Raw genomic sequence first — 19,295 nt, forward strand, 5'->3', positions numbered from 1 at the left:
TCCGCGACGAACTCAGTACTTGCGTTGCAGCGACTTCAGCGTGTCGATCTCCTTCTCCCGCTGGGTCTGGATCTGCCGGGCCGCCTCCCGCATCTGCGGGTCGCTGCCCCCCGCGAGCTCGGTGTGGGCGATCTGCATCATCTGGTGTTCGTGGGTGAGCATGGACTTGATCCACAACGGGATGAACTGACCCTGCTGAGCCTCCCGCAGCTGGGACATCTCGGTGTTGCCCACGCTCGGCATGTACAGCCCCTCGCCGGTTCCGACCTCCTCCGGAGCCGCCTCCGGGGATATGTTCTTGGTGGCCAGCCACTGCTTGACGTGCTCGATCGTCGGCGGGTGCTGGCGGATCCGTTCGACCAGCCCCAGGACGTCCTCGTTGTCGGTGTTGGTCTCGGCGACCTCCACCAGCTGCTTCCCGACCTCGTGGTGGGCGATCACCTGCTCGGCGAACCGAATGTCGACGGTGTCCTTCTTGGCCTCGCCCGTGTTGGTGGCGGGCGCGATCGCGCTCGGCGGGGGCGGAGTGCCCGGCACCGGGGGCTGGGAGCTGGGAACGTCGGAGTAGCTGCATCCCGTGAGTGCGAGGCCGGCAGCCGTCAGAATGCCGGTGATCAGGCTCGTGCGCACTGTTGTCGCCTCCAGCGATGGTCGTCGAAAAGGAGCGGTCCTGCCGGGGTGAGGTACCGATCGCGTGTCGGGGCGTGAAGCCCTGTGCCCATCAGGTTAACGGGCCTTCCACCGCGCGCTCGTCGCCCACTCGCCGCGGCCGCTCCTGTCGTGTGGATCTCATCGGCGGTGACCGCCTCCCCGTCGATGACTAGGGTGGCTACGGCCCGCTCGCGTTGCCGAAAAGTGTTCGGGCTAGTATCCGCAGATGGCAGCGATCGTGACCTTGGGCCGCGGGCTGTCGGTAACGATGAGCCGACCCAACCGGGTCGGGCGGACTCCATGGGGTTCGTAAGCTTCAGGCAGTGCAGGAGGCACCGTGACGGCCGTCGCGCCACAGCCGATCGCCTCGCGCCCACACCCGGTGCGAAAGACGTCCAAGGGGTCCGCACTGGTGCGCATGCTGCGTACCACCGACCCCAAGCAGATCGGGCTTCTCTACCTGGTCACCTCGATGGGCTTTTTCCTGATCGGTGGCCTGATGGCCATGCTCATCCGTGGTGAGCTGGCCGTTCCGGGGATGCAGTTCCTGTCCCAGGAGCAGTACAACCAGCTGTTCACCATGCACGGCACGATCATGCTGCTGCTGTACGCGACACCGGTCGTGTTCGGCTTCGCCAACTACATCCTGCCGTTGCAGATCGGCGCGCCGGACGTGGCCTTCCCCCGGCTGAACGCCTTCTCGTACTGGCTGTTCCTGTTCGGCGGGCTCACGGTGGTCAGCGGCTTCCTGGCGCCGGGCGGTGCGGCCGACTTCGGCTGGTTCGCCTACACGCCGTTGTCGAACACCATCTACTCGCCGGGTATCGGCGCCGACCTGTGGATCGCGGGTCTGCTCGTGTCCGGGCTGGGCACCATCCTCGGTGGTGTCAACATGGTCACCACGGTGGTCTGCCTGCGCGCCCCCGGCATGACGATGTGGCGGATGCCGATCTTCACCTGGAACATCCTGGTCACCAGCGTGCTGATCCTGATGGCGTTCCCGATCCTGACCGCCGCGCTGCTGGGCCTGATGGCCGACCGGCACCTCGGTGCGCACGTGTTCGACCCGGCCAACGGCGGGGTGATCCTGTGGCAGCACCTGTTCTGGTTCTTCGGCCACCCCGAGGTCTACATCGTCGCGCTGCCGTTCTTCGGCATCGTCACCGAGATCTTCCCGGTGTTCTCCCGCAAGCCGCTGTTCGGCTACCACGGTCTGATCTACGCCACGCTGGGGATCGCCGCGCTGTCGGTGGTGGTGTGGGCGCACCACATGTACGCCACCGGTGCCGTGCTGCTGCCGTTCTTCGCGTTCACGACCTTCCTGATCGCCGTGCCCACCGGGATGAAGTTCTTCAACTGGATCGGGACCATGTGGCGCGGTCAGCTCACCTTCGAGACCCCGATGATCTTCAGCGTCGGCTTCCTGGTGACGTTCCTGTTCGGTGGCCTCACCGGGGTGCTGCTGGCCGCCCCGCCGATCGACTTCCACGTCTCCGACACCTACTTCGTGGTCGCCCACTTCCACTACGTGCTCTACGGCACGATCGTGTTCGCGACCTTCGCCGGGATCTACTTCTGGTTCCCCAAGTTCACCGGCCGGATGATGGACGAGCGGCTGGGCAAGCTGCACTTCTGGCTGACCTTCATCGGCTTCCACGGCACGTTCCTGGTCCAGCACTGGCTGGGCAACGAGGGGATGCCCCGGCGCTACGCCGACTACCTGCCCTCCGACGGGTTCACCACGCTGAACACGATCTCGACCATCGGCGCGTTCGTCCTGGGCGCGTCGATGCTGCCGTTCCTGTGGAACGTGTTCAAGAGCTACCGCTACGGTGAGGTCGTCAGCGTCGACGACCCGTGGGGCTACGGCAACTCGCTGGAGTGGGCGACCTCCTGCCCGCCGCCGCGACACGGCTTCACCGAGCTGCCCCGGATCCGTTCCGAGCGCCCCGCGTTCGAGCTGCACTACCCGCACGTGGCCGAGCGCATGCGCCTGGAGGGACACGTCGGGCTCTCCGGCAAGCCCCTGGGCCACAAGTCCGGTCACGAGTCCGGTGCCGGCTCGCACGCGGTGGCGGTACTGGACCAGGACACCGGAAACGAATCCGAGGATAAGTGATTTTCGTTCTAGTCCGGCACCGCACGGGTGTGTAACAGTGGACCAGCTCGACGTTGAGCCCCGGCAGACACCGGCCTCCGGTGTGCCGGGGCTCGATTGTTGTCCGCCCCGGGCGGGCACGTCGTCGACGCGAGAAGAACGGTTCACAACCCCAAAGGAGTGCCTTCCGCCGTGACCACGTCGAACACCACCACTGTGTTGATCACCGTGACCGGTCGGGACAAGCCGGGGGTCACCTCGGTACTCTTCGCGGCCCTGACCAGGCACGGGGTACACGTGCTCGACGTCGAGCAGGTGGTGATCCACGGACGTCTAGTCCTCGGTGTGCTGGTTTCGACCAGCAACGATCCGGAGCAGCTGCAGGAGTCGATCGAGCAGGCCATGGCCACCGTCGGCATGTCGGTGGAGATCGAGATCGGTGCCGACGACGGAGAGGCCGACAAACTGGGCTCCACCCACGTCGTGGTGGTGCTGGGGCAACCGGTGACCGCCCGCAGCTTCTCCGAGGTCGCGCGCGATCTGGCCGCGATCGACGTGAACATCGACTCCATCCAGCGCGTTGCCGACTACCCGGTTACCGGGCTGGAGTTGCAGGTCAGCGCCCCGGGCCGGGGTGAGGAAGCGGACACCGCGCTGACCGCCCAGATGGCCCAGCTCTCCGCCCGCAGCGGTGTCGACGTGGCCGTGGAGCGCACCGGCCTGATTCGCCGGGCCAAGCGGCTGGTGGTCTTCGACGTCGACTCGACCCTGATCCAGGGCGAGGTCATCGAGATGCTCGCGGCCAAGGCCGGCTGCGAGGATCAGGTGCGCGAGGTCACCGAGCAGGCCATGCTCGGTGAGCTGGACTTCGCCGAGTCGCTGCGGCGTCGGGTGGCGGTCCTGGAGGGGCTGCCCGCCAGCGTGCTGGACGAGGTCGCCGCCGAACTGGAGCTGACTCCCGGTGCCCGCACGACCGTGCGCACGCTGCGGCGCCTGGGATACCACACCGGAGTGGTCTCCGGCGGGTTCACGCAGATCATCGACGCGCTCGTCGACGACCTCGGCCTGGACTTCAGCGCGGCCAACGATCTGGAGGTCGTCGACGGCAAGCTCACCGGCAGGGTGCTGGGCGAGATCGTCGACCGTCCGGGCAAGGCGCGCGCGATGCACCGCTTCGCCGAGTCCTTCAACGTGCCGATCGGGCAGTGCGTGGCCGTGGGTGACGGGGCCAACGACATGGACATGCTCTCGGCCGCGGGGTTGGGTGTGGCGTTCAACGCCAAACCCGCGCTGCGCGAGGTCGCCGACACGGCGCTGTCGCTGCCCTTCCTCGACGCCGTGCTGTTCGTCCTCGGTGTGACCCGGGCCGAGGTGGAGGCCGCCGACGCGGAGGACGGAACCCTGCGCCGGGTGCCGCTGGAGGCCTGAGGCGTCGACGTGGCCGAGCACACGCTTCGGTCACCCGTGGCGGGCGGGCATGATGGTCGGGTGACCGATGCCGCTTCCGTGCTCGAACCGTTGGCCGCCCGCTACGCGTCCTGGCTGAGGTTGTCGGAGGAATCCACCGCCGACACCTCGGACGAGGACCCCGACACCGTCGTGCTGATGCCGATGGTGCTGCGCATCGAACGTGCGGAGCCGCCACGGCGCACGGCGCTGCTGGAGGCTGCGGCCACGGCGGCGTTGGCGGTGTGCCTGGACGAGCGTTGCGCGCCCGGCGGGGAGTGGCACGAGGCCGTGCACGCCTGGACCTCGGGACGCATTCGCAAGGTGACCAGGCGTGCCCGGGGCTCGCACTGGAACGCCGTGCAGTCGTTGCCGGGAATCACCGTGAACAGCGGCGATGCGGAGGTTCGGGCGTTGCTGCCGATGCGGGTGGCCGACATGCCCCGGCAGCTCACCCGGCTGCAGATCTCCGGCAGCGAGCTGGAACACGACGAGCCGGACGCCGTGCCGGAAGGCGTGCCGACACTGTGGCTCAACCCCGGGGTGGAGATGAGCGCGGGCAAGGCCGCCGCTCAGGTCGGTCACGCGAGCATGATCCTGGCCGCGCTGTTGCACGCCGACGGCCTGGGCGCCGAGCTCGAGCGGTGGAGCGAGTCGGGGCTGCGCTGTGCCGTGCGCGCTCCGGGGTCCGACAGCTGGCAGCGTTGGTGCCCGCGGGGCGACCCCGAGACGGCCTGGAGTGAGCACCGGATCGCGACGGTCCGGGACGCCGGGTTCACCGAGGTGGATCCCGGCACCGTCACCGTGCTGGCACAGTGGCCGCGGTGAGGCCGGCCGAGGAGTTGCTTCACGAGGGGCCGGTGGCGGTCGCGCGCTCGATGACGCCGGACGCCGCTCGGGGGCGCCCCGAGAATCACCTCGGCCGAAAGTACGAGACACGACTGTTCCTCCAACCGCTCGACTGAGCGAATATCGGCGGTTCGGCCGAGGTGCGCCGGCGGATTTTCCGGATACTTTTGAACTCGGCGGGAGAGAAGTCCCGTGATTCCGCGGACCGGATCGGTCGGTCGAGAGAGCAGTTCGGGTGATGTGCGTGTCGTGTACGGCGTTCGCTCCGGAATACCGGGGTTCGCTCGGGGAAATGTCGGTCAATACGGCTTACTCGCAGGTGTTGGAGGAGGCGTACGGCCGCGAGCGTCGAGCGGAGGAGGCGCGGGATTGGCTGGAAGTGGCCCATGCCCGCTTGGCGGTGGCCGAGGCGTGCCGGCGCCTGGGCCGGCTCGATCAGGCGGAGGCCGCGTGGAAGGCGAGTTACCGTACCGCGAGATCGCTGCCGGATTCCGGAGCCATGGCCTGGGCGCTGTGGAGCGGGGGAACGTTGGCTCGTCAGAGCGGCCAGCTGGACATGGCGCTGCGGTGGCTGCAGCGTGCTTACCGGTTGGCGCGCGAGGGGGAGGACGAGCACGCGTGTGGATACGCCCTGGCCGGGATAGCGGAGACCCGCCGGATACGGGGTGAGCACGAGGAGTCGAGGACGCTGCACCAGCGGATTCTGACCGAAGCCCGCCAACGGGACGAGACGCGGCACATCGTCTGGGCACTCGAGGGAATCGCACAGATCGATCGCACTCTCGGGGACCTGGAGACGGCCCGGAGTGGTTTCGCCGAGGCCCGTGACATCGCGCGGCGGGGGAGTGACTTCCGGGGGTATGCCTGGGCACTACGCGGCCTGGCCGATGTGTCCTCCCTCGAAGGTGAGTGCGAGCCGGCCTTGGAGCTGCTGCGGTGGGCCGAACGGACCTGCCGTGAGATGGACCTGATCAGTGCCTTCGCCTACTGCCGGAAGATGCGGGGGAACGTGCTGTACCGGGCGGAGCGGTTCGCCGAGGCCGAGCAGGTCTACGGGGAGGCGTTCGTGGAGTTTCAGGGCATCCACGAACCGCGCGGGAGCGCCCTGGCGCGCCTGGGCACGCTGAAAAGCCAGCACCGGCTCGGCCGGGACCGTAGCGCGACGCGCCACGATCTCCTCGCACTGTACGAGTCCCTCGACAGTCATCAATTGCACCACACGCGCTCCATGGTCGAAAAAGCCCTTTTCGAGCTCACGGGCGAATGATTCGGAAAAGTCGGTGACCGTGCGGAACGGAACATTTTTCCTTTCGGTGACGTCGCCGCTGTAATCGTGTTTTTCGAAGGGGAAACTGCATGGTACTGACACAGTATTCTTCCGACATGGTTCTTCCCGGCATGGAGGAGGTCCGTGAGCGTGTCGACGTCCGGATGAGGGATTTCGTCGACAGGCAGCGAACTTGTTCGGCGGCGTTGCTGCCCGAGCGGGGAGATCGCTTCTCCTGGTCCGTGGCCATGGACGATCTTCACCGTTTCGTCGGGCGCGGCAAGCGCCTGCGCGCTGCTTTCTGCTACTGGGGCTGGCGTGGGGCGGGGGGTGATCCGGATGACGAGGGGATCATCACCGTGGCCGCCGCCGTGGAGTTGTTGCACGCGTTCGCGCTCATCCACGACGATCTGATGGACGACAGTGACACGCGTCGCGGGGAGGACTCGCTGCACCGACGACACGCCTCGTTGCACAGCTCGTCGGGTGCGGGAGGTTCCTCGGAGCACTTCGGCAAGTCCGTGGCACTGCTACTGGGAAACCTGTGCCTGGGGTGGTTTCACGAGCTGCTGGCCGAGACGACGGCTCCTCCGGAACGGGTCCGGGCCGTTCGTTCCGTGGTCTCCCAGGAGTTCCTGGAACTCGTGTTCGGCCAGTACCTCGATCTGGTGGAACAAACGGGTTTTCCCGGTTCCGTGGAGCGTTCCCGGCGCGTGATCCACTACAAGACGGCGAAGTACACGATCGAGCGCCCCCTGCATCTCGGAGGCGCGCTCGCGGGAGCCTCCCCGGGACTGCTGGACTCCTACACCGCGTACGCGGAGCCGTTGGGCGAGGCCTTTCAACTCCGCGACGACGTGCTGGGGGCCTTCGGCGACCCGGCCTCGACGGGAAAGCCCGTCGAGGACGATCTCACGACGCGCAAGGCGACCGTGCTCATGGCCACCGCTCGACGCAGGGCCACGGCCGCTCAGGCCGTCCGAATGGAGCGTGTGTTCGACAAGCCACACCTCGACGCCGAAGACGTCCAGACCCTGCGGACCCTGCTCGTCGACACCGGAGCCCTGGCGGAAATCGAAGGCGTGATCGAGGAGAGGGCCGCGGTCGCGGCCACGGAGTTGAGCACGCTTCCCGCGGATGCCCGCACACGGCACGTGCTGGACGAGCTGATCCACTCGGTCACACACCGTCGGCAGTAACACCTCACCGGCGGGGGTTCTCGTGTCCGCCGCACAGGACCGTGTCGAGTTCAGTCGTCGCCGACGCCTCGGGCAGCCAGTGCCTCACCCAGTTCGTCGGCGTGCCGCAGCGTGCGCACGAGGAAGGGAATGGCGAAGGCCGAGACCGAACGGTCGGCACTCCGTGCTCGCTGCGCTTCTCGTGTCTGGCTCGCCATGGTGGACAGGGCGGCCACCGCTTGCAGGGTCAGTCCGACCAGCAGTCCGACCCGCTCCGGTCGCACACCGAACCGCCGCGTGGGGCGAAGACCTCGTTCCACGGCCGCGACCAGGTCTTCGACCCGGGTGGTGAGGGTGAACAGATTCGCAGCGGCCAGAGCCGCGAGCAGCCGCAGGCACACCACGGCCGCACTGTCGAGTCCCAGCAGCCACCACTGCACGGCGAACACGAGCCCCAGCATCGGCACCAGTAGCCGCGCGATCCCCCAGCAGTGCCGCGGCGCGATACCGGCGACGAAGTAGCCGAGCACGACCATCCCCGTGACCACGCCCAGCCACAGGGGGGATCCCACCACGAGGACGAGGACCGCCAGGGACAGCAACGCCAGGAACTTCCAGCCCGCGGGCACTCGATGCAGCGGACTGGTTCCGGGCAGGTACAGGCCGAGGGGAGTCAACCGATCAACGCCCTGTAGTGCTTCAGGGCCGTCTCGGGCAGGTCGTCGGCCACGACCCGGCCGGCATCGAGCACGATGACGCGCTCGAAGCCCTCCAACAGCTCCAGGTCGTGAGTGACCAGCACGACCTGCTGCTCCAGCTGCTCCAGCCGCTCGACGAAGCGTCGCTTGTTGCGCAGGTCGAGCAGCGTGGTGGGTTCGTCGCAGACCAGCACGTCCGGTTCCAGCACGAGCATCGAACACAGCGCCAACAGCTGTTTCTGCCCGCCCGAGAGCTGGTGGGCGGGATGCTCGGCGTATCCGTCCAGGCCGTGGCGCGCGAGCGCCTCGGCCGCCCGGTCCCGGCGTTGCGACTTCGACAGTCCCCTCCCGCGCAGCGAGAACGCGACGTCCTCGCCCGCCGTGGGCATGACGATCTGGCTGTCGGGATTGGTGAAGACGAACCCGACCCGTTTACGGACGGCGCGCCCCTCGCGGGCCGGGTCGTGGCCGTCGACCAGTACCCTGCCCCGGCTCGGCAGCACCAAGCCGTTGATCATCCGGGCCAGCGTCGACTTGCCCGAGCCGTTGGCGCCGACGAAGGCGACCCGCCGTTCCGGCAAGCGCAGGTTCACCCCGTCGAGGACGGCATGGTCGTCGTAGTCGTGCCCGACGTCCTCGAACTCGATCACAACACTCGCTCCCACATCGTGGCTACACCCAGTCCGCCCCCGGAGGAGACGGCGGACAGTCCGGTGCTGTGGTCGCCGCGCACCATCCTGTCGAACAACCGCACCACCAGGATGGCACCGGAGGCACCCCAGGGGTGCCCCAGCGCGATGGCGCCACCGTCCGGACTGACCCGGTGCTCGTCGATACCGGCCGCGTCCAGGCAGGCCAGCGCCTGCCCCGCGAAGGCCTCGTTGAACTCCACGACGCTCGGCGCCGACTCCCCGCGCTCCAGCACCTCCCGCATGGCGGGGGCGGCCCCGAGCCCCAGCCGGTTCGGATCCACCCCCGAAGTCCGTGCGTCCACCAGCCGCAGTCCCGGGAGACCACGCCGTCGACGGTAGGCCTCGCTGACCAGCAGGACGACGGCCGCCCCGTCGTTGATTCCACAGGAGTTCCCGGCCGTGGCCGTGCCGTCCGCGGTGAAGGCGGGTCGGAGTCGAGCGAGCCGCTCGGCGGTGAAGCGCTCGCGGGGCCGCTCGTCGGTGGTGGTGCCGCCGACTTCCACGAGTTCCGCGTCGAAGCGGCCGGTGCGCCGCGCCTCCACCGCGCGTGCGTGACTGCGTGCGGCGAACTCGTCCTGCCGCTCGCGGGAGATCCCGGCCTCCGCCGCGACCAGATCGGCGGCCGGCCCCATGTCCGGATCCCCGTGCTGGGGTGGGGCGAACGGTGCCCGGGTGTAGAAGCGGGGCGGTTCGGCCGCCGAACGCGGTCGCCACGCTCGCCACGGTGCCGTCGACGGGCTCTCCACCCCGCCCGCCAGGTACGCGTCGCCGACACCGGCGCGGATCATCGAGGCAGCGGTGACGATCGCGCTGAGCCCGCTGGCGCACTGGCGGTCGAGGGTCATGCCGGGAACCGCGTGCCCGAGCCCCGCCCGGAGGGCCGCGACCCTGGCCGGATTGCCGCCGGGACCGAGGGCGTTGCCCAGCACCACGTCGGTGACCGCCTCGATCCCGACATCCTCGAGCGCCTTGGTCAGCGGCGGTGCGGCGAGCTGATCGACGGTGTGGTTCCGGAGCACGCCCCCGGCCTCGCCGACCGGGGTGCGGCGAGCCGCGACGACCACCGGTGTGCGCGGATCCGTCATGGCAGCGCCCCTCTCTCCGGTGCCTCCCACGCGCGCGCTTCCAGCGTGCCCGTCGCCAGCCGTTCGGCGATCAGCGACCGTGCGGGCTTGCCCGCCGCAGTACGGGGAAGATCGGTGGTGGCCAGCCAGCTCCGCGGTCGTTTGGCGGATTCCAGTGACTGCCGGACGCGGGAGCGCAACGCGGACAACCACGGTGGCTCGTCGGGGTCGATCTCCAGCACCGCCGTGACGATCGAGCCGAGCCGGGGGTGGGGAGTGGCCGAGACCACGACGTCGAGCACGCCCGCCACGTCGCGCACCACGGCCTCGACCTCCTCGGCAGAGACCGCTCTCGCCCCGCTGCTGATCGTCGAACTTTCCCGGCCCAGCACGGTCAGCGATCCGTCCTCGTGTCGCACGGCCCGATCCCCCACGCTGGAGAATCCCGCACCGGGGACTCGGACCGTCCCCTCGTCGAGGTAGCCGCCGAAGGTCAGCTCGGAGCGGACCCACAGTTGCCCGGCCGTCTCGGGCGGCAGCCCGCGCTCGCCCTCGCGGACGTCGACCTCGACGCCGTCGACCGGATTCAGCGGCCCGTCACCGCGGCGAATCCCGATGAGGGAGTGCTCGGCGGCCCCGTAGTACTCGATCAGTTCGCATTCGGGGAACACGGCGTGCAACCGGCTGCGCAGCGCCGCGTCCACGCGAGCACCGCCACAGACGACCTTGTCGACCACGCACCTCTCGCGCAGCCGTGGCTGGTGCTCCCAGATCGCCAGCAGCGCCGACAGCATCGGCGGCACGACGTGCAGCACCGTGCTTCGACGGCAGGCTTCGGCCGCCTCCGCCGCCGACCAGCGTTCGAGCAGGTGCACGTCGGCACCTTCGCGGAGCCCGTGCAGGGCGGCGAACAGGAACAGCGAGGAGCTCAGCGGTCCCGGGACCAGCACCGCGTCCCGCGCGGTCAGACCGATCTCGAAAGCGTCGAAGCTGCGCAGCCAGGAACGGCGATCGCGCGTCATGACGCGCGGCCGTCCGCTGCTGCCCGAGGTCGTGGGCAGGTAGAAGTGCGTTTCTTCGTCGCCGCGGGGTGTTACCGGGCGAGAGGTGGGGTGCGGCATCGCCTCCACGAACCTGTCCGGGCGCGCGTCCCCGAGAACCGCTTCGTGCTCACGTGCGGTCCAGGTGGGCTCGGTGATCAGGGTCGCCGCACCGAGGAGATCCGCGCCGAGGAACCAGCACATGCGCGAGAGCGCATCGGTGTTCGGTCCGACCGCGATGCGCGCGGGCGCGCCGGTGTCCGCCAGCTCTCGGGCGGCGCCGTGCGCACGCGCGAGCAGTTCAGGAGCGCTCAGGCTCGCGTTCTCGGAGGAAAGGTGGAGGGTGGTGGGGTCGCCGAGGACCGGAGGTGTGCGCACGGATCAGCTCCGCGCGACGCGGGTGGGTCCGGTCAGTGACGCGGGAACCGCGCGATGGACGGCGACGGCCACGAGCGAGACGAGCACGAGCTTGACGGCGTCACCGGGGAGGAAGACCAACGACTGGATGGCGGCTGCCCCCAGGTCACCGGTGAACGCGGCCCAGTACGGGATGCCGACGAGGTAGTCCACGACCACGCCGGCGAGGTTGGCGAGCAGGAGCACGAGCAGGCCGGGCCGGGGCGTGGCACGCCGCACGATCAGGCCGACGACCACGGCCGAGAACACCCAGCCGATCAGGAAACCACCGCTCGGGCCGAAGAAGGGGGCGATACCGCCGCGTCCACCCGACAGCAGCGGGAGCCCGAGCGCGACCAGGGCGAGAAACAGCAGCACCGACGCGCCGCCCCGGCGCGCACCCAGGATGCTGCCCGCCAGCAGCGGTCCCATGTTCTGCAGGACGACCGGTACGGCGGCCCCGCCGAGGTAGAAGCCGGGAAAGATACCGAGCACGGCGATGAACGCCGCGAAGACCACGGTTCTCGCCAGGTCCGCGGCGGGCAGGGCGTTACTCGATCCGGGCACGATGCCTCCCTGGAGTCAGCCGGTCGGGCGGCCGTTGTCGATGGTGCGGCGACAACGTACCCGGCATCGGCACGAGAACAGAAAAGATCGCGGCAGGTTGTGGACAGCCCACAACCGGGCGCTTGGGCGCGGCGGTTTCGCGCGAAACAGCGCCGGCGACGGTGCCGCCGGGGTCACCCGGTTCCCGCGGAGGTGTCGAGGCGACGCAGGGCACCACGCACCAGTTCGGGGTCGTACGTGGTCCAGAACGGCGGCAGCGACGCGCGCAGGAAGCCGCTGTACTTCGCCGTGGCCAGCCGCGGGTCGAGCACGGCGATGACTCCCCGGTCGTGGGTGGAACGCAACAAACGACCCGCGCCCTGGGAGAGCAACAGTGCCGCGTGCGTGCCGGCCACGCTGAGAAAACCGTTGCCCCCGCGCGCGTCGACCGCCTGCTGCCTGGCAGAGGCCAGCGGATCGTCCGGGCGGGGAAAGGGAATCCGGTCCATCACCACCAGTTGGAGCGACTCGCCGGGCACGTCCACGCCCTGCCACAGCGACAGGGTGCCGAACAGGCACGCGCGCGGGTCCTCGGCGAACGAGGAAACCAGCAGCGAGGTGGTGTCCTCGCCCTGGCAGAACACAGGCGTGTCCAGGCGCTCCCGCAACTGTTCACTGGCCTGGCGTGCCGCCCGCATCGAGGAGAACAACCCCAGCGTGCGCCCGCCCGCGGCCCGAACCAGCTCGGTCAGTTCGTCCAGGTACTCCGCGGGCAGTCCGTCACGTCCCGGTTTCGGCAGGTGCCGCGCGAGATAGAGGATCCCGCTGCGCTGGTACTCGAACGGTGAGCCCACGTCCAGACCGGACCACTTCGGGCCGGTGGAGTCCGCGGGCGGTTCCTTGTCGAGCGCCATGTCGGCGGCCGGTTGCGCCTGCTGTCGCGGTGGTAGTCCCCACTGCTGGGCCAGCGGGTCGAAGGAACCGCCCAGCGCCAGGGTCGCCGAGGTCAACACCGTCGTGCGCTGCCCGAACAGTCGCTCGCGCAGTAGTCCGCCCACGCCGAGCGGTGCGATTCGGATGGTCGGGGCGCGGTTGGGCTCGGCGGTGGTCCAGACGACGTCGCGACGCTCGCCCACCTCCTCGCCGAAGGTGTCGATCAGCCGAACCGCGGTGTCGTGCACCTCCTCGGTGACGGCGAGCGCGAGCTTGCGGGCCGTACCTTCCTCGGTGTCCTCCCGGCGCTCGGCACCCAGCGCCGTGGTGCAGGCCGCCGCCGCGTCGCGCACGGAGCTCAACGCCCCCGACAGGTCGCGGGGCAGTTCGTCGAGCCGCCCGGGGCGCGCGTCGGTCAGGATCAGTTCCAAGCCGTCCCCGGCCTCGTCGAGCCGGTCGGCGATCTCCTGGTCGACCGCTCGCCCGCACCGGCGCGCGGCGAGCTTGATCGCGCTGGCGGACAACTCACCCGTGGACGCCGAGGTCACGCGGTCGACCAGCTCGTGGGCCTCGTCGACCACGACCACGTCGTGCTCCGGCAGCACCGGCCGGTCGTCCAGCGCGTCGATGGCCAGCAGGGCGTGGTTGGTCACGACCACGTCGGCCCGCCCGGCCTCGCCGCGAGCGCGCTCGGCGAAGCAGTCGGCACCGACGGGGCAGCGGTGCGCTCCCAGGCACTCCTTCGCGGTGACCGAAACCCGGCGCCACACCTGGTCGGAGACGCCGGGAACGAGGTCGTCGCGGTCCCCCGTCTCGGTCTCCGACGACCACTCCCGCACGCGCTTGACCTGCCGTTCCAGCGCCGAGGCCGCGAACGGGTCGAACAGCTCCGAGGTCTCGGGTTCCTCCGGGGCGTTGCCGTGCAGCCGGTTCAGGCACACGTAGTTGCGCCGCCCCTTGAGGATCGCGAAGGTGGGCGCGCGTCCCAGCGCACCGGACAACGCCGTTGCCAGCCGGGGCAGGTCCCGCTCCACCAGCTGGGTCTGGAGCGCGATCGTGGCCGTCGAGATCACCACCGTGGCCCCCTCGGCGACGGCGTGGCGCAGTGCCGGGACCAGGTAGGCCAGCGACTTGCCGGTGCCGGTTCCCGCCTGGACCGCGAGGTGCTCGCCCGAGTCGATCGAGTGCCGCACCGCCTCGGCCATCGCCGCCTGACCCTCGCGCTGCGTGCCGCCGACCGCGTCCACCGCGAGCTCCAGCAGCGTGCTCAGGTCCGCGACCTCGCCGGTCCCCGCTTCGACCGGTCGTTGCTCGGTCGGCTCGTCCCCGTCCAGTTCGGCGGCGAGTTCGGGTGGCAGCTCGTCGTCGCCGTCGAGCTCGAAGGTATCGGGGTCGGACCACCGTGGCGCAGAGGTAGGCACGCCCCGAAACACTACCGTTCTCCCGCGAGGCCGCGGACCAGCTATCCCACGACGGGTTCGCCGTGCAGGGTGACCCCCGCGGCGCGCAGCTCGTCCAGCGCGGCATCGACCGTGGAGCGCGACACCCCCGCCGTCAGGGGCAGCAGCACGGTGGTGGCGAAACCCGCACGGGCGGCGTCCAGGGCCGTGGCACGCACGCAGTGATCGGTGGCCAGGCCCGCGACGTCGACCCGGTCCACGTCGCGCTCGCGCAGCCAACGCCCCAGGTCGTGCTCCTCGGTGACCTCGAATCCCGAGTAGCCGTCGGTGTACTGCCCCTTGGAGAACACGGCGTGCACCGCGGAGAGGTCGAGCTCCGGGTGGAACGACGCTCCGGGAGTGCCCGCCAGGCAGTGCACCGGCCAGGAGCGCACGTAGTCCGGTTGATCGCTGAAGTGGGCGCCCGGATTGATGTGGTAATCACGGGTGGCCACGACGTGGTCGTGATCGGCACCGGTCAGGTACCGGGAGACGGCCTCGGCCACGTCGGATCCGCCCGTCACGGCCAGCGCACCTCCCTCGCAGAAGTCGTTCTGCACATCCACGATGATCAAAGCTTTGCTCATCACGACCCCTTCGCCGACCTCGTCGTCCCCGCCCATCCTGCGACACGTGCGCCGCCGGCCGACACCCTTTCGCGACGGGTCGTGCGCCGAACGGTTCAGGACACGTCCGGGAAAACCGTGGGGATCGCCGGTTCCCCCGCGGAAAGCTTCAGACCCTCCCACGGCACGCTCACCAGGGCGTGCCGCAGGCGCTGCCGATTGTCCTCCAGACCGGGCAGGTCCTCGACCCGTTGGCCCCCGCGCATCAGCGGGATCGGCACGAACCGGTCGTGGGGCCCCGGCTGTGGCGGGGCGTGACCGGGCGAGGTGGGGTACACGAGCTCCTCCAGCGCCGTACCGGTGCTCTTGTGCCTGCGCAGCGCACCCTTGCCGCCACCGCGCGACTCCTTGTGCGAGCTGCGTTTGGCCACCGGACGTCCCTCCACCTCCACGAGCTTGTAGACCATGCCCGCCGTGGGAGCTCCCGACCCGGTGACCAGCGAGGTGCCCACCCCGTAACCGTCCACGGGTTCCGCGCGCAGCGCGGCGATGGCGTACTCGTCGAGATCACCGGAAACAACGATGCGGGTGCCGGTGGCACCGAGCGAGTCGAGCTGTTCGCGAGCCTGTCTGGCCAGCACGCCCACGTCGCCGGAGTCGATCCGGACCGCTCCCAGCCCGGTACCGGCGACGTCGATGGCCGTCTCGATGCCGGTGGTGATGTCGTAGGTGTCGACCAACAGCGTGGTGCCGGTTCCCAGGGCTTCGGTCTGGGCCTCGAACGCCGAGCGCTCGGTGTCGTGCAGCAGCGTGAAGGAGTGCGCCGAGGTGCCCGTGGTCGGGATCCCGTAGCGGAGCCCGGCCTGCAGGTTCGAGGTGCCCGTGAATCCGGCCAGGTAGGCCGCTCGAGCCGCTGCCACGGCCGACTCCTCGTGCGTGCGGCGCGAGCCCATCTCGATGATGCGGCGTCCGTTGGCCGCCGAGACCATCCGCGAGGCCGCTCCGGCGATCGCGCTGTCGTGGTTGAGGATCGACAGGATGACCGTCTCCAGGACGACGGCCTCGGCGAACGTGCCGCGCACCGTCAGCAGCGGCGAGCCGGGGAAGAACAGTTCCCCTTCGGGGTAGCCGTCGATGTCCCCGCGAAAGCGGTAGTCCCGCAGCCAGGCCAGCGTCTCCTCGTCACCCACCTGCTCCCGGGACAGCGACCGCAGCTCGGCCTCGCCGAACCGGAAGTTCTCGACGGCTTCCAGCACCCGCTCCATACCCCCGACGACGCCGTAGCGCCGTCCGTCGGGCAGACGTCGGGTGAAGGCCTCGAACACGCACTCGCGTTCGGCGGTCCCGTCGCGAAGCGCGGAGGCGAGCATGGTCAGTTCGTAGTGATCTGTGAACAGCGCCGTACTGCCTGGATCGGTCATGTGGAAGAGGCTACGTGCCGTCTCGGGCGCTGTGGTCGGTATCGGGCGGGCACGTTCGTGAGAAAATGGAACCATGACCTCGCCCGCCGAAACGGAACACGCCGAACCCCAGGTGGAGGAGAGCTCTTCCGAGGACAGGCCCTGGGTAACCATCGTGTGGAACGACCCGGTCAACCTGATGTCCTACGTGACCTACGTGCTGCAGAAGGTGTTCGGATACGGTCGCGAACACGCGACGAAGCTCATGCTCGACGTGCATCACAAGGGCAAGGCGGCGGTGTCCTCGGGAGAGAAGGAAAAGGTGGAGGCCGACGTGGCGAAACTACACGCCGCGGGTCTCTGGGCCACGATGCAGAGGGACTCTTGAACGGCTGGACACGCAAGAACGGTCGCTTGGTGACCGAGTTGGCGCAGCAGGAAGCCGCGGTGATCCGCGGCCTGGTGGGCCAGATCAGGGACATGCTCACGGCACGTGCCGACGAGGCCCCCACCGACGAACTGGCCGAGCTGACCGGCATCCGGACCGGGCCGACCACCCCGCCGCGGGACCGGGTGCTGGAGCGCTTGTTGCCCGACTTCTACCGGAAGGACCCCGAGACGGGGGAGTCCGACGAGGAGGAGGCCGACGCCGCCGGCGCGATGCGCTCGCTGCACGAGCCGGAACTGATCGAGCTCAAAAGCGGTGTCGCGGCCACCGTCCTGGAGACCTGCCCCGCCGAGGGCGGCAAGGTCAAGCTCACCGCGGAACAGGCCGACAGCTGGTTGTCGGCGCTCAACGACGTGCGATTGGCCCTGGGCACCGCGCTGGACCTCGACGAGGAGACTCCCGAGGAACTTCCGGAGGACGACCTGCGGCAGGAGCACCTCAACATCTACCAGTGGCTGACGTGGGTGCAGGACAGCATGGTCGAGGCCCTGTGGCCGTGAGCGCGCCGCGTCGTGGGCCGGGCAACACCGTCACCGACGTCGACGGCGTGCGGCTGGGGCACCACCAGCGGCTCGACGAGCAGTGGGCGAGCGGGGTCAGTGCCGTGGTGGTGCCGGAGGGCGCGGTCGCGGCGGTCGACGTCCGGGGCGGTGGTCCCGGCACGCGCGAGACCGACGTGCTCGAACCCACGCACCTCGTTCAGCAGGCCCACGCCGTGCTGCTGGGCGGTGGCAGCGCCTACGGGCTGGCCGCCGCCGACGGTGCCATGCGCTGGCTCGGCGAGCGGGGTCACGGCCTGGCCGTGGCGGAGGGGGTCCACGTCCCGATCGTCCCCGCGGCCGTGCTGTTCGACCTTCCCGTGAACGGTCCGGGCCGATGGCCCGACGCGGAGTTCGGACACGCCGCGTGCGCGGCGGCCACCACCGACGAGCGCGGGCGGGGCAACATCGGCGCCGGTACCGGCGCCGTGTCCGGCGGTATCAAGGGCGGATTGGGCACGGCCAGCGCGGTGCTGGGCAGCGGAGCGACCCTCGGTGCCGTCGTCGCCGTCAACTCCGCGGGCTCGGTGATCGATCCGGACACCGGGCTGCCCTGGGCGGCTCGGTTCGGCCACGACGGTGAGTTCGGCCTGCGCGCACCCGACGGCGCCGAGGTCGCCGCCGCGCGAGAGCGCACGACCCGTCCCGCCCGGGGTGGTGCGGCGACGTCGATGCTGAACACCACGATCGGCGCGGTGGCCACGGACCTGACGCTGACCAAGGCCGAGTGCCACCGGGTGGCCGTGGCCGCCCACGACGGGATCGCCCGCGCCGTCCGGCCCGCCCACGCGATGGTCGACGGGGACACCGTCTTCGCGCTGGCCACCGGACACCGAGCCGCGCTGCCCGGACCGGTGGGTGGTGCGGACTGGGCGGGCGCGCTCGACGAGGTCGGCGCCGTGGCGGCCGATGTAGTGACCCGGGCCATCGTGCACGCCGTGTTGGCGGCCGAGCCCGTCGCAGGGGTGACGACGTACACGTACCTCTATCCGTCGGCACGGGAATGAAGCACAGTGGGGATCACGTTCCCCGGGAGAACACCCCGGTGTGTTCACATGCTGAGACCCCGGTGACTCATTCCGTAGGATGGTGCCTGTGCTGGTGATCCAACGCGACCTCGTCGACAGGATGGTCGCGCATGCTCGACGGGACCACCCGGACGAGGCGTGCGGCGTTATCGCCGGCCCGGAGGGGTCGGACCGACCCGAGCGAATGGTCGAGATGGTCAACGCCGAGCGTTCGCCGACCTTCTACCGTTTCGACTCGGGCGAGCAGTTGCGGGTGTGGCGCGAGATGGACGCCGCCGACGAGGAACCGGTGGTGATCTACCATTCACACACCGCGACCGAGGCATACCCCTCGCGTACCGACATCTCCTACGCCTCCGAGCCGTACGCGCACTACGTGCTCGTCTCCACCCGGGATCCGAACTCCTACGAGCTGCGCTCCTACCGCATCGTCGACGGTGTCGTGACCGAAGAACCGGTCGACGTCGTGGAGTCCTACATGTTCGCCCACACCGGCGGCGACGACGTTCCCGACGGCGAGTGACCCACTCCCCCTCACGCCGGTGCGGCGTGATGCGGTCTCGCGTGCAATTTCCTTGTAGTGGACAGGAGGTCCCGTCATGGCAGTCAACGTTTCGATCCCGACCATTCTGCGCTCCTACACCGGCGGTCAGAAGTCCGTCGAGGCCAGCGGCAGCACGGTCGCCGAGGTCATCAACGACATCGACAGCCGCAACGGTGGTATCAAGGACCGGCTGGTCAAGGAGGACGGCCTGCACCGGTTCGTCAACGTCTACGTCAACGACGAGGACGTACGCTTCGTCGGTGGCTTGGAAGCCAGCGTCGCCGACGGCGACAGCGTGACGATTCTGCCGGCCGTGGCCGGCGGCATGCGCTGAACATTCCGACGGTCCCCTCAGCGGGGTTTTGGCGGTAAGCGGCGAAGCCGCTTACCCAGCGAGCAAGCAAGCCGACCCGCCGTGGGTTCTCAGACGTCGCCTCGCGAGGACGGCCATCCACCCCCTGGGGTGGGCAGCG

General features: G+C 69.6%; 19 protein-coding genes. 10 read left to right on the forward strand and 9 right to left on the reverse strand.

The window, feature by feature from the left end; all coding sequences use genetic code 11:
- Positions 1-12: 12 nt before the first annotated feature.
- Positions 13-630 carry a DUF305 domain-containing protein gene (locus FHX42_RS26175; protein WP_182542459.1) on the reverse strand — a complete coding sequence of 206 codons (618 nt, stop codon included), beginning with the start codon at positions 628-630 and terminating at the stop codon, positions 13-15.
- A gap of 358 nt (positions 631-988) precedes the next feature.
- On the opposite strand from FHX42_RS26175, the gene ctaD reads away from it, so the two are divergent.
- The 5 genes from ctaD (at position 989) to FHX42_RS02050 (ending at position 7,510) form a co-directional block, all read left to right on the forward strand.
- A complete protein-coding gene (ctaD, locus tag FHX42_RS02030; protein WP_182542460.1) occupies positions 989-2,770 on the forward strand; it encodes an aa3-type cytochrome oxidase subunit I in 1,782 nt (593 codons plus the stop codon).
- Positions 2,771-2,941: 171 nt separating this feature from the next.
- Complete coding sequence (serB, locus tag FHX42_RS02035) at positions 2,942-4,177, forward strand: phosphoserine phosphatase SerB (RefSeq protein ID WP_182542461.1); 1,236 nt, start codon at positions 2,942-2,944, stop codon at positions 4,175-4,177.
- A gap of 60 nt (positions 4,178-4,237) precedes the next feature.
- On the forward strand, positions 4,238-5,023 hold the full coding sequence (locus FHX42_RS02040; protein ID WP_182542462.1) for a peptidyl-tRNA hydrolase: 786 nt from the start codon (positions 4,238-4,240) through the stop codon (positions 5,021-5,023).
- A gap of 313 nt (positions 5,024-5,336) precedes the next feature.
- Positions 5,337-6,311, forward strand: coding sequence for a tetratricopeptide repeat protein (locus FHX42_RS02045; RefSeq protein ID WP_235986876.1), 975 nt, complete (start codon positions 5,337-5,339; stop codon positions 6,309-6,311).
- A 116-nt stretch (positions 6,312-6,427) separates the two neighbouring features.
- A complete protein-coding gene (locus tag FHX42_RS02050; RefSeq protein WP_182542464.1) occupies positions 6,428-7,510 on the forward strand; it encodes a polyprenyl synthetase family protein in 1,083 nt (360 codons plus the stop codon).
- Positions 7,511-7,560: 50 nt separating this feature from the next.
- Here the strand turns inward: FHX42_RS02050 and FHX42_RS02055 are convergent, their stop codons facing one another.
- From FHX42_RS02055 to FHX42_RS02090, 8 genes are all read right to left on the reverse strand, one after another.
- A complete protein-coding gene (locus tag FHX42_RS02055) occupies positions 7,561-8,166 on the reverse strand; it encodes an energy-coupling factor transporter transmembrane component T family protein (RefSeq protein ID WP_182542465.1) in 606 nt (201 codons plus the stop codon).
- Positions 8,163-8,837, reverse strand: coding sequence for an energy-coupling factor ABC transporter ATP-binding protein (locus tag FHX42_RS02060; RefSeq protein WP_182542466.1), 675 nt, complete (start codon positions 8,835-8,837; stop codon positions 8,163-8,165). Before FHX42_RS02060 ends, FHX42_RS02055 begins: the two co-directional genes overlap by 4 nt.
- Entirely contained in the window at positions 8,834-9,964 is a 1,131-nt protein-coding gene (locus tag FHX42_RS02065) for a thiolase family protein (protein WP_182542467.1), read from the reverse strand. Before FHX42_RS02065 ends, FHX42_RS02060 begins: the two co-directional genes overlap by 4 nt.
- Entirely contained in the window at positions 9,961-11,361 is a 1,401-nt protein-coding gene (locus FHX42_RS02070; protein WP_328795844.1) for a class I adenylate-forming enzyme family protein, read from the reverse strand. Before FHX42_RS02070 ends, FHX42_RS02065 begins: the two co-directional genes overlap by 4 nt.
- A gap of 3 nt (positions 11,362-11,364) precedes the next feature.
- Positions 11,365-11,946 carry a biotin transporter BioY gene (locus tag FHX42_RS02075; protein WP_182542468.1) on the reverse strand — a complete coding sequence of 194 codons (582 nt, stop codon included), beginning with the start codon at positions 11,944-11,946 and terminating at the stop codon, positions 11,365-11,367.
- Positions 11,947-12,119: 173 nt separating this feature from the next.
- Positions 12,120-14,063 (reverse strand): ATP-dependent DNA helicase, encoded by a 1,944-nt coding sequence (locus FHX42_RS02080; RefSeq protein ID WP_182543446.1) that lies wholly within the window; start codon positions 14,061-14,063, stop codon positions 12,120-12,122.
- 257 nt (positions 14,064-14,320) lie between these two features.
- The gene (locus FHX42_RS02085) at positions 14,321-14,884 is read right to left on the reverse strand and encodes a nicotinamidase (RefSeq protein ID WP_182542469.1); all 564 of its coding nucleotides are present in this window, start codon (positions 14,882-14,884) and stop codon (positions 14,321-14,323) included.
- Between the two features lie 95 nt (positions 14,885-14,979).
- Positions 14,980-16,284: a nicotinate phosphoribosyltransferase gene (locus tag FHX42_RS02090; RefSeq protein ID WP_182542470.1), complete on the reverse strand. Its 1,305-nt coding sequence runs from the start codon at positions 16,282-16,284 to the stop codon at positions 14,980-14,982.
- A 73-nt stretch (positions 16,285-16,357) separates the two neighbouring features.
- Between FHX42_RS02090 and clpS the strand changes: the two genes are divergently transcribed.
- The 5 genes from clpS (at position 16,358) to FHX42_RS02115 (ending at position 19,156) form a co-directional block, all read left to right on the forward strand.
- On the forward strand, positions 16,358-16,651 hold the full coding sequence (clpS, locus tag FHX42_RS02095; RefSeq protein WP_182542471.1) for an ATP-dependent Clp protease adapter ClpS: 294 nt from the start codon (positions 16,358-16,360) through the stop codon (positions 16,649-16,651).
- Entirely contained in the window at positions 16,648-17,211 is a 564-nt protein-coding gene (locus FHX42_RS02100) for a DUF2017 domain-containing protein (RefSeq protein WP_182542472.1), read from the forward strand. Before clpS ends, FHX42_RS02100 begins: the two co-directional genes overlap by 4 nt.
- Positions 17,208-18,257, forward strand: coding sequence for a P1 family peptidase (locus tag FHX42_RS02105; protein WP_182542473.1), 1,050 nt, complete (start codon positions 17,208-17,210; stop codon positions 18,255-18,257). Before FHX42_RS02100 ends, FHX42_RS02105 begins: the two co-directional genes overlap by 4 nt.
- Positions 18,258-18,345: 88 nt before the next feature.
- Positions 18,346-18,801, forward strand: coding sequence for a M67 family metallopeptidase (locus tag FHX42_RS02110; protein ID WP_328795845.1), 456 nt, complete (start codon positions 18,346-18,348; stop codon positions 18,799-18,801).
- A 76-nt stretch (positions 18,802-18,877) separates the two neighbouring features.
- Entirely contained in the window at positions 18,878-19,156 is a 279-nt protein-coding gene (locus FHX42_RS02115) for a MoaD/ThiS family protein (RefSeq protein ID WP_182542475.1), read from the forward strand.
- The last annotated feature ends 139 nt before the right edge of the window (positions 19,157-19,295 follow it).

The sequence above is a fragment of the Halosaccharopolyspora lacisalsi genome (genome assembly GCF_014137975.1).
Classification (GTDB): domain Bacteria; phylum Actinomycetota; class Actinomycetes; order Mycobacteriales; family Pseudonocardiaceae; genus Halosaccharopolyspora; species Halosaccharopolyspora lacisalsi.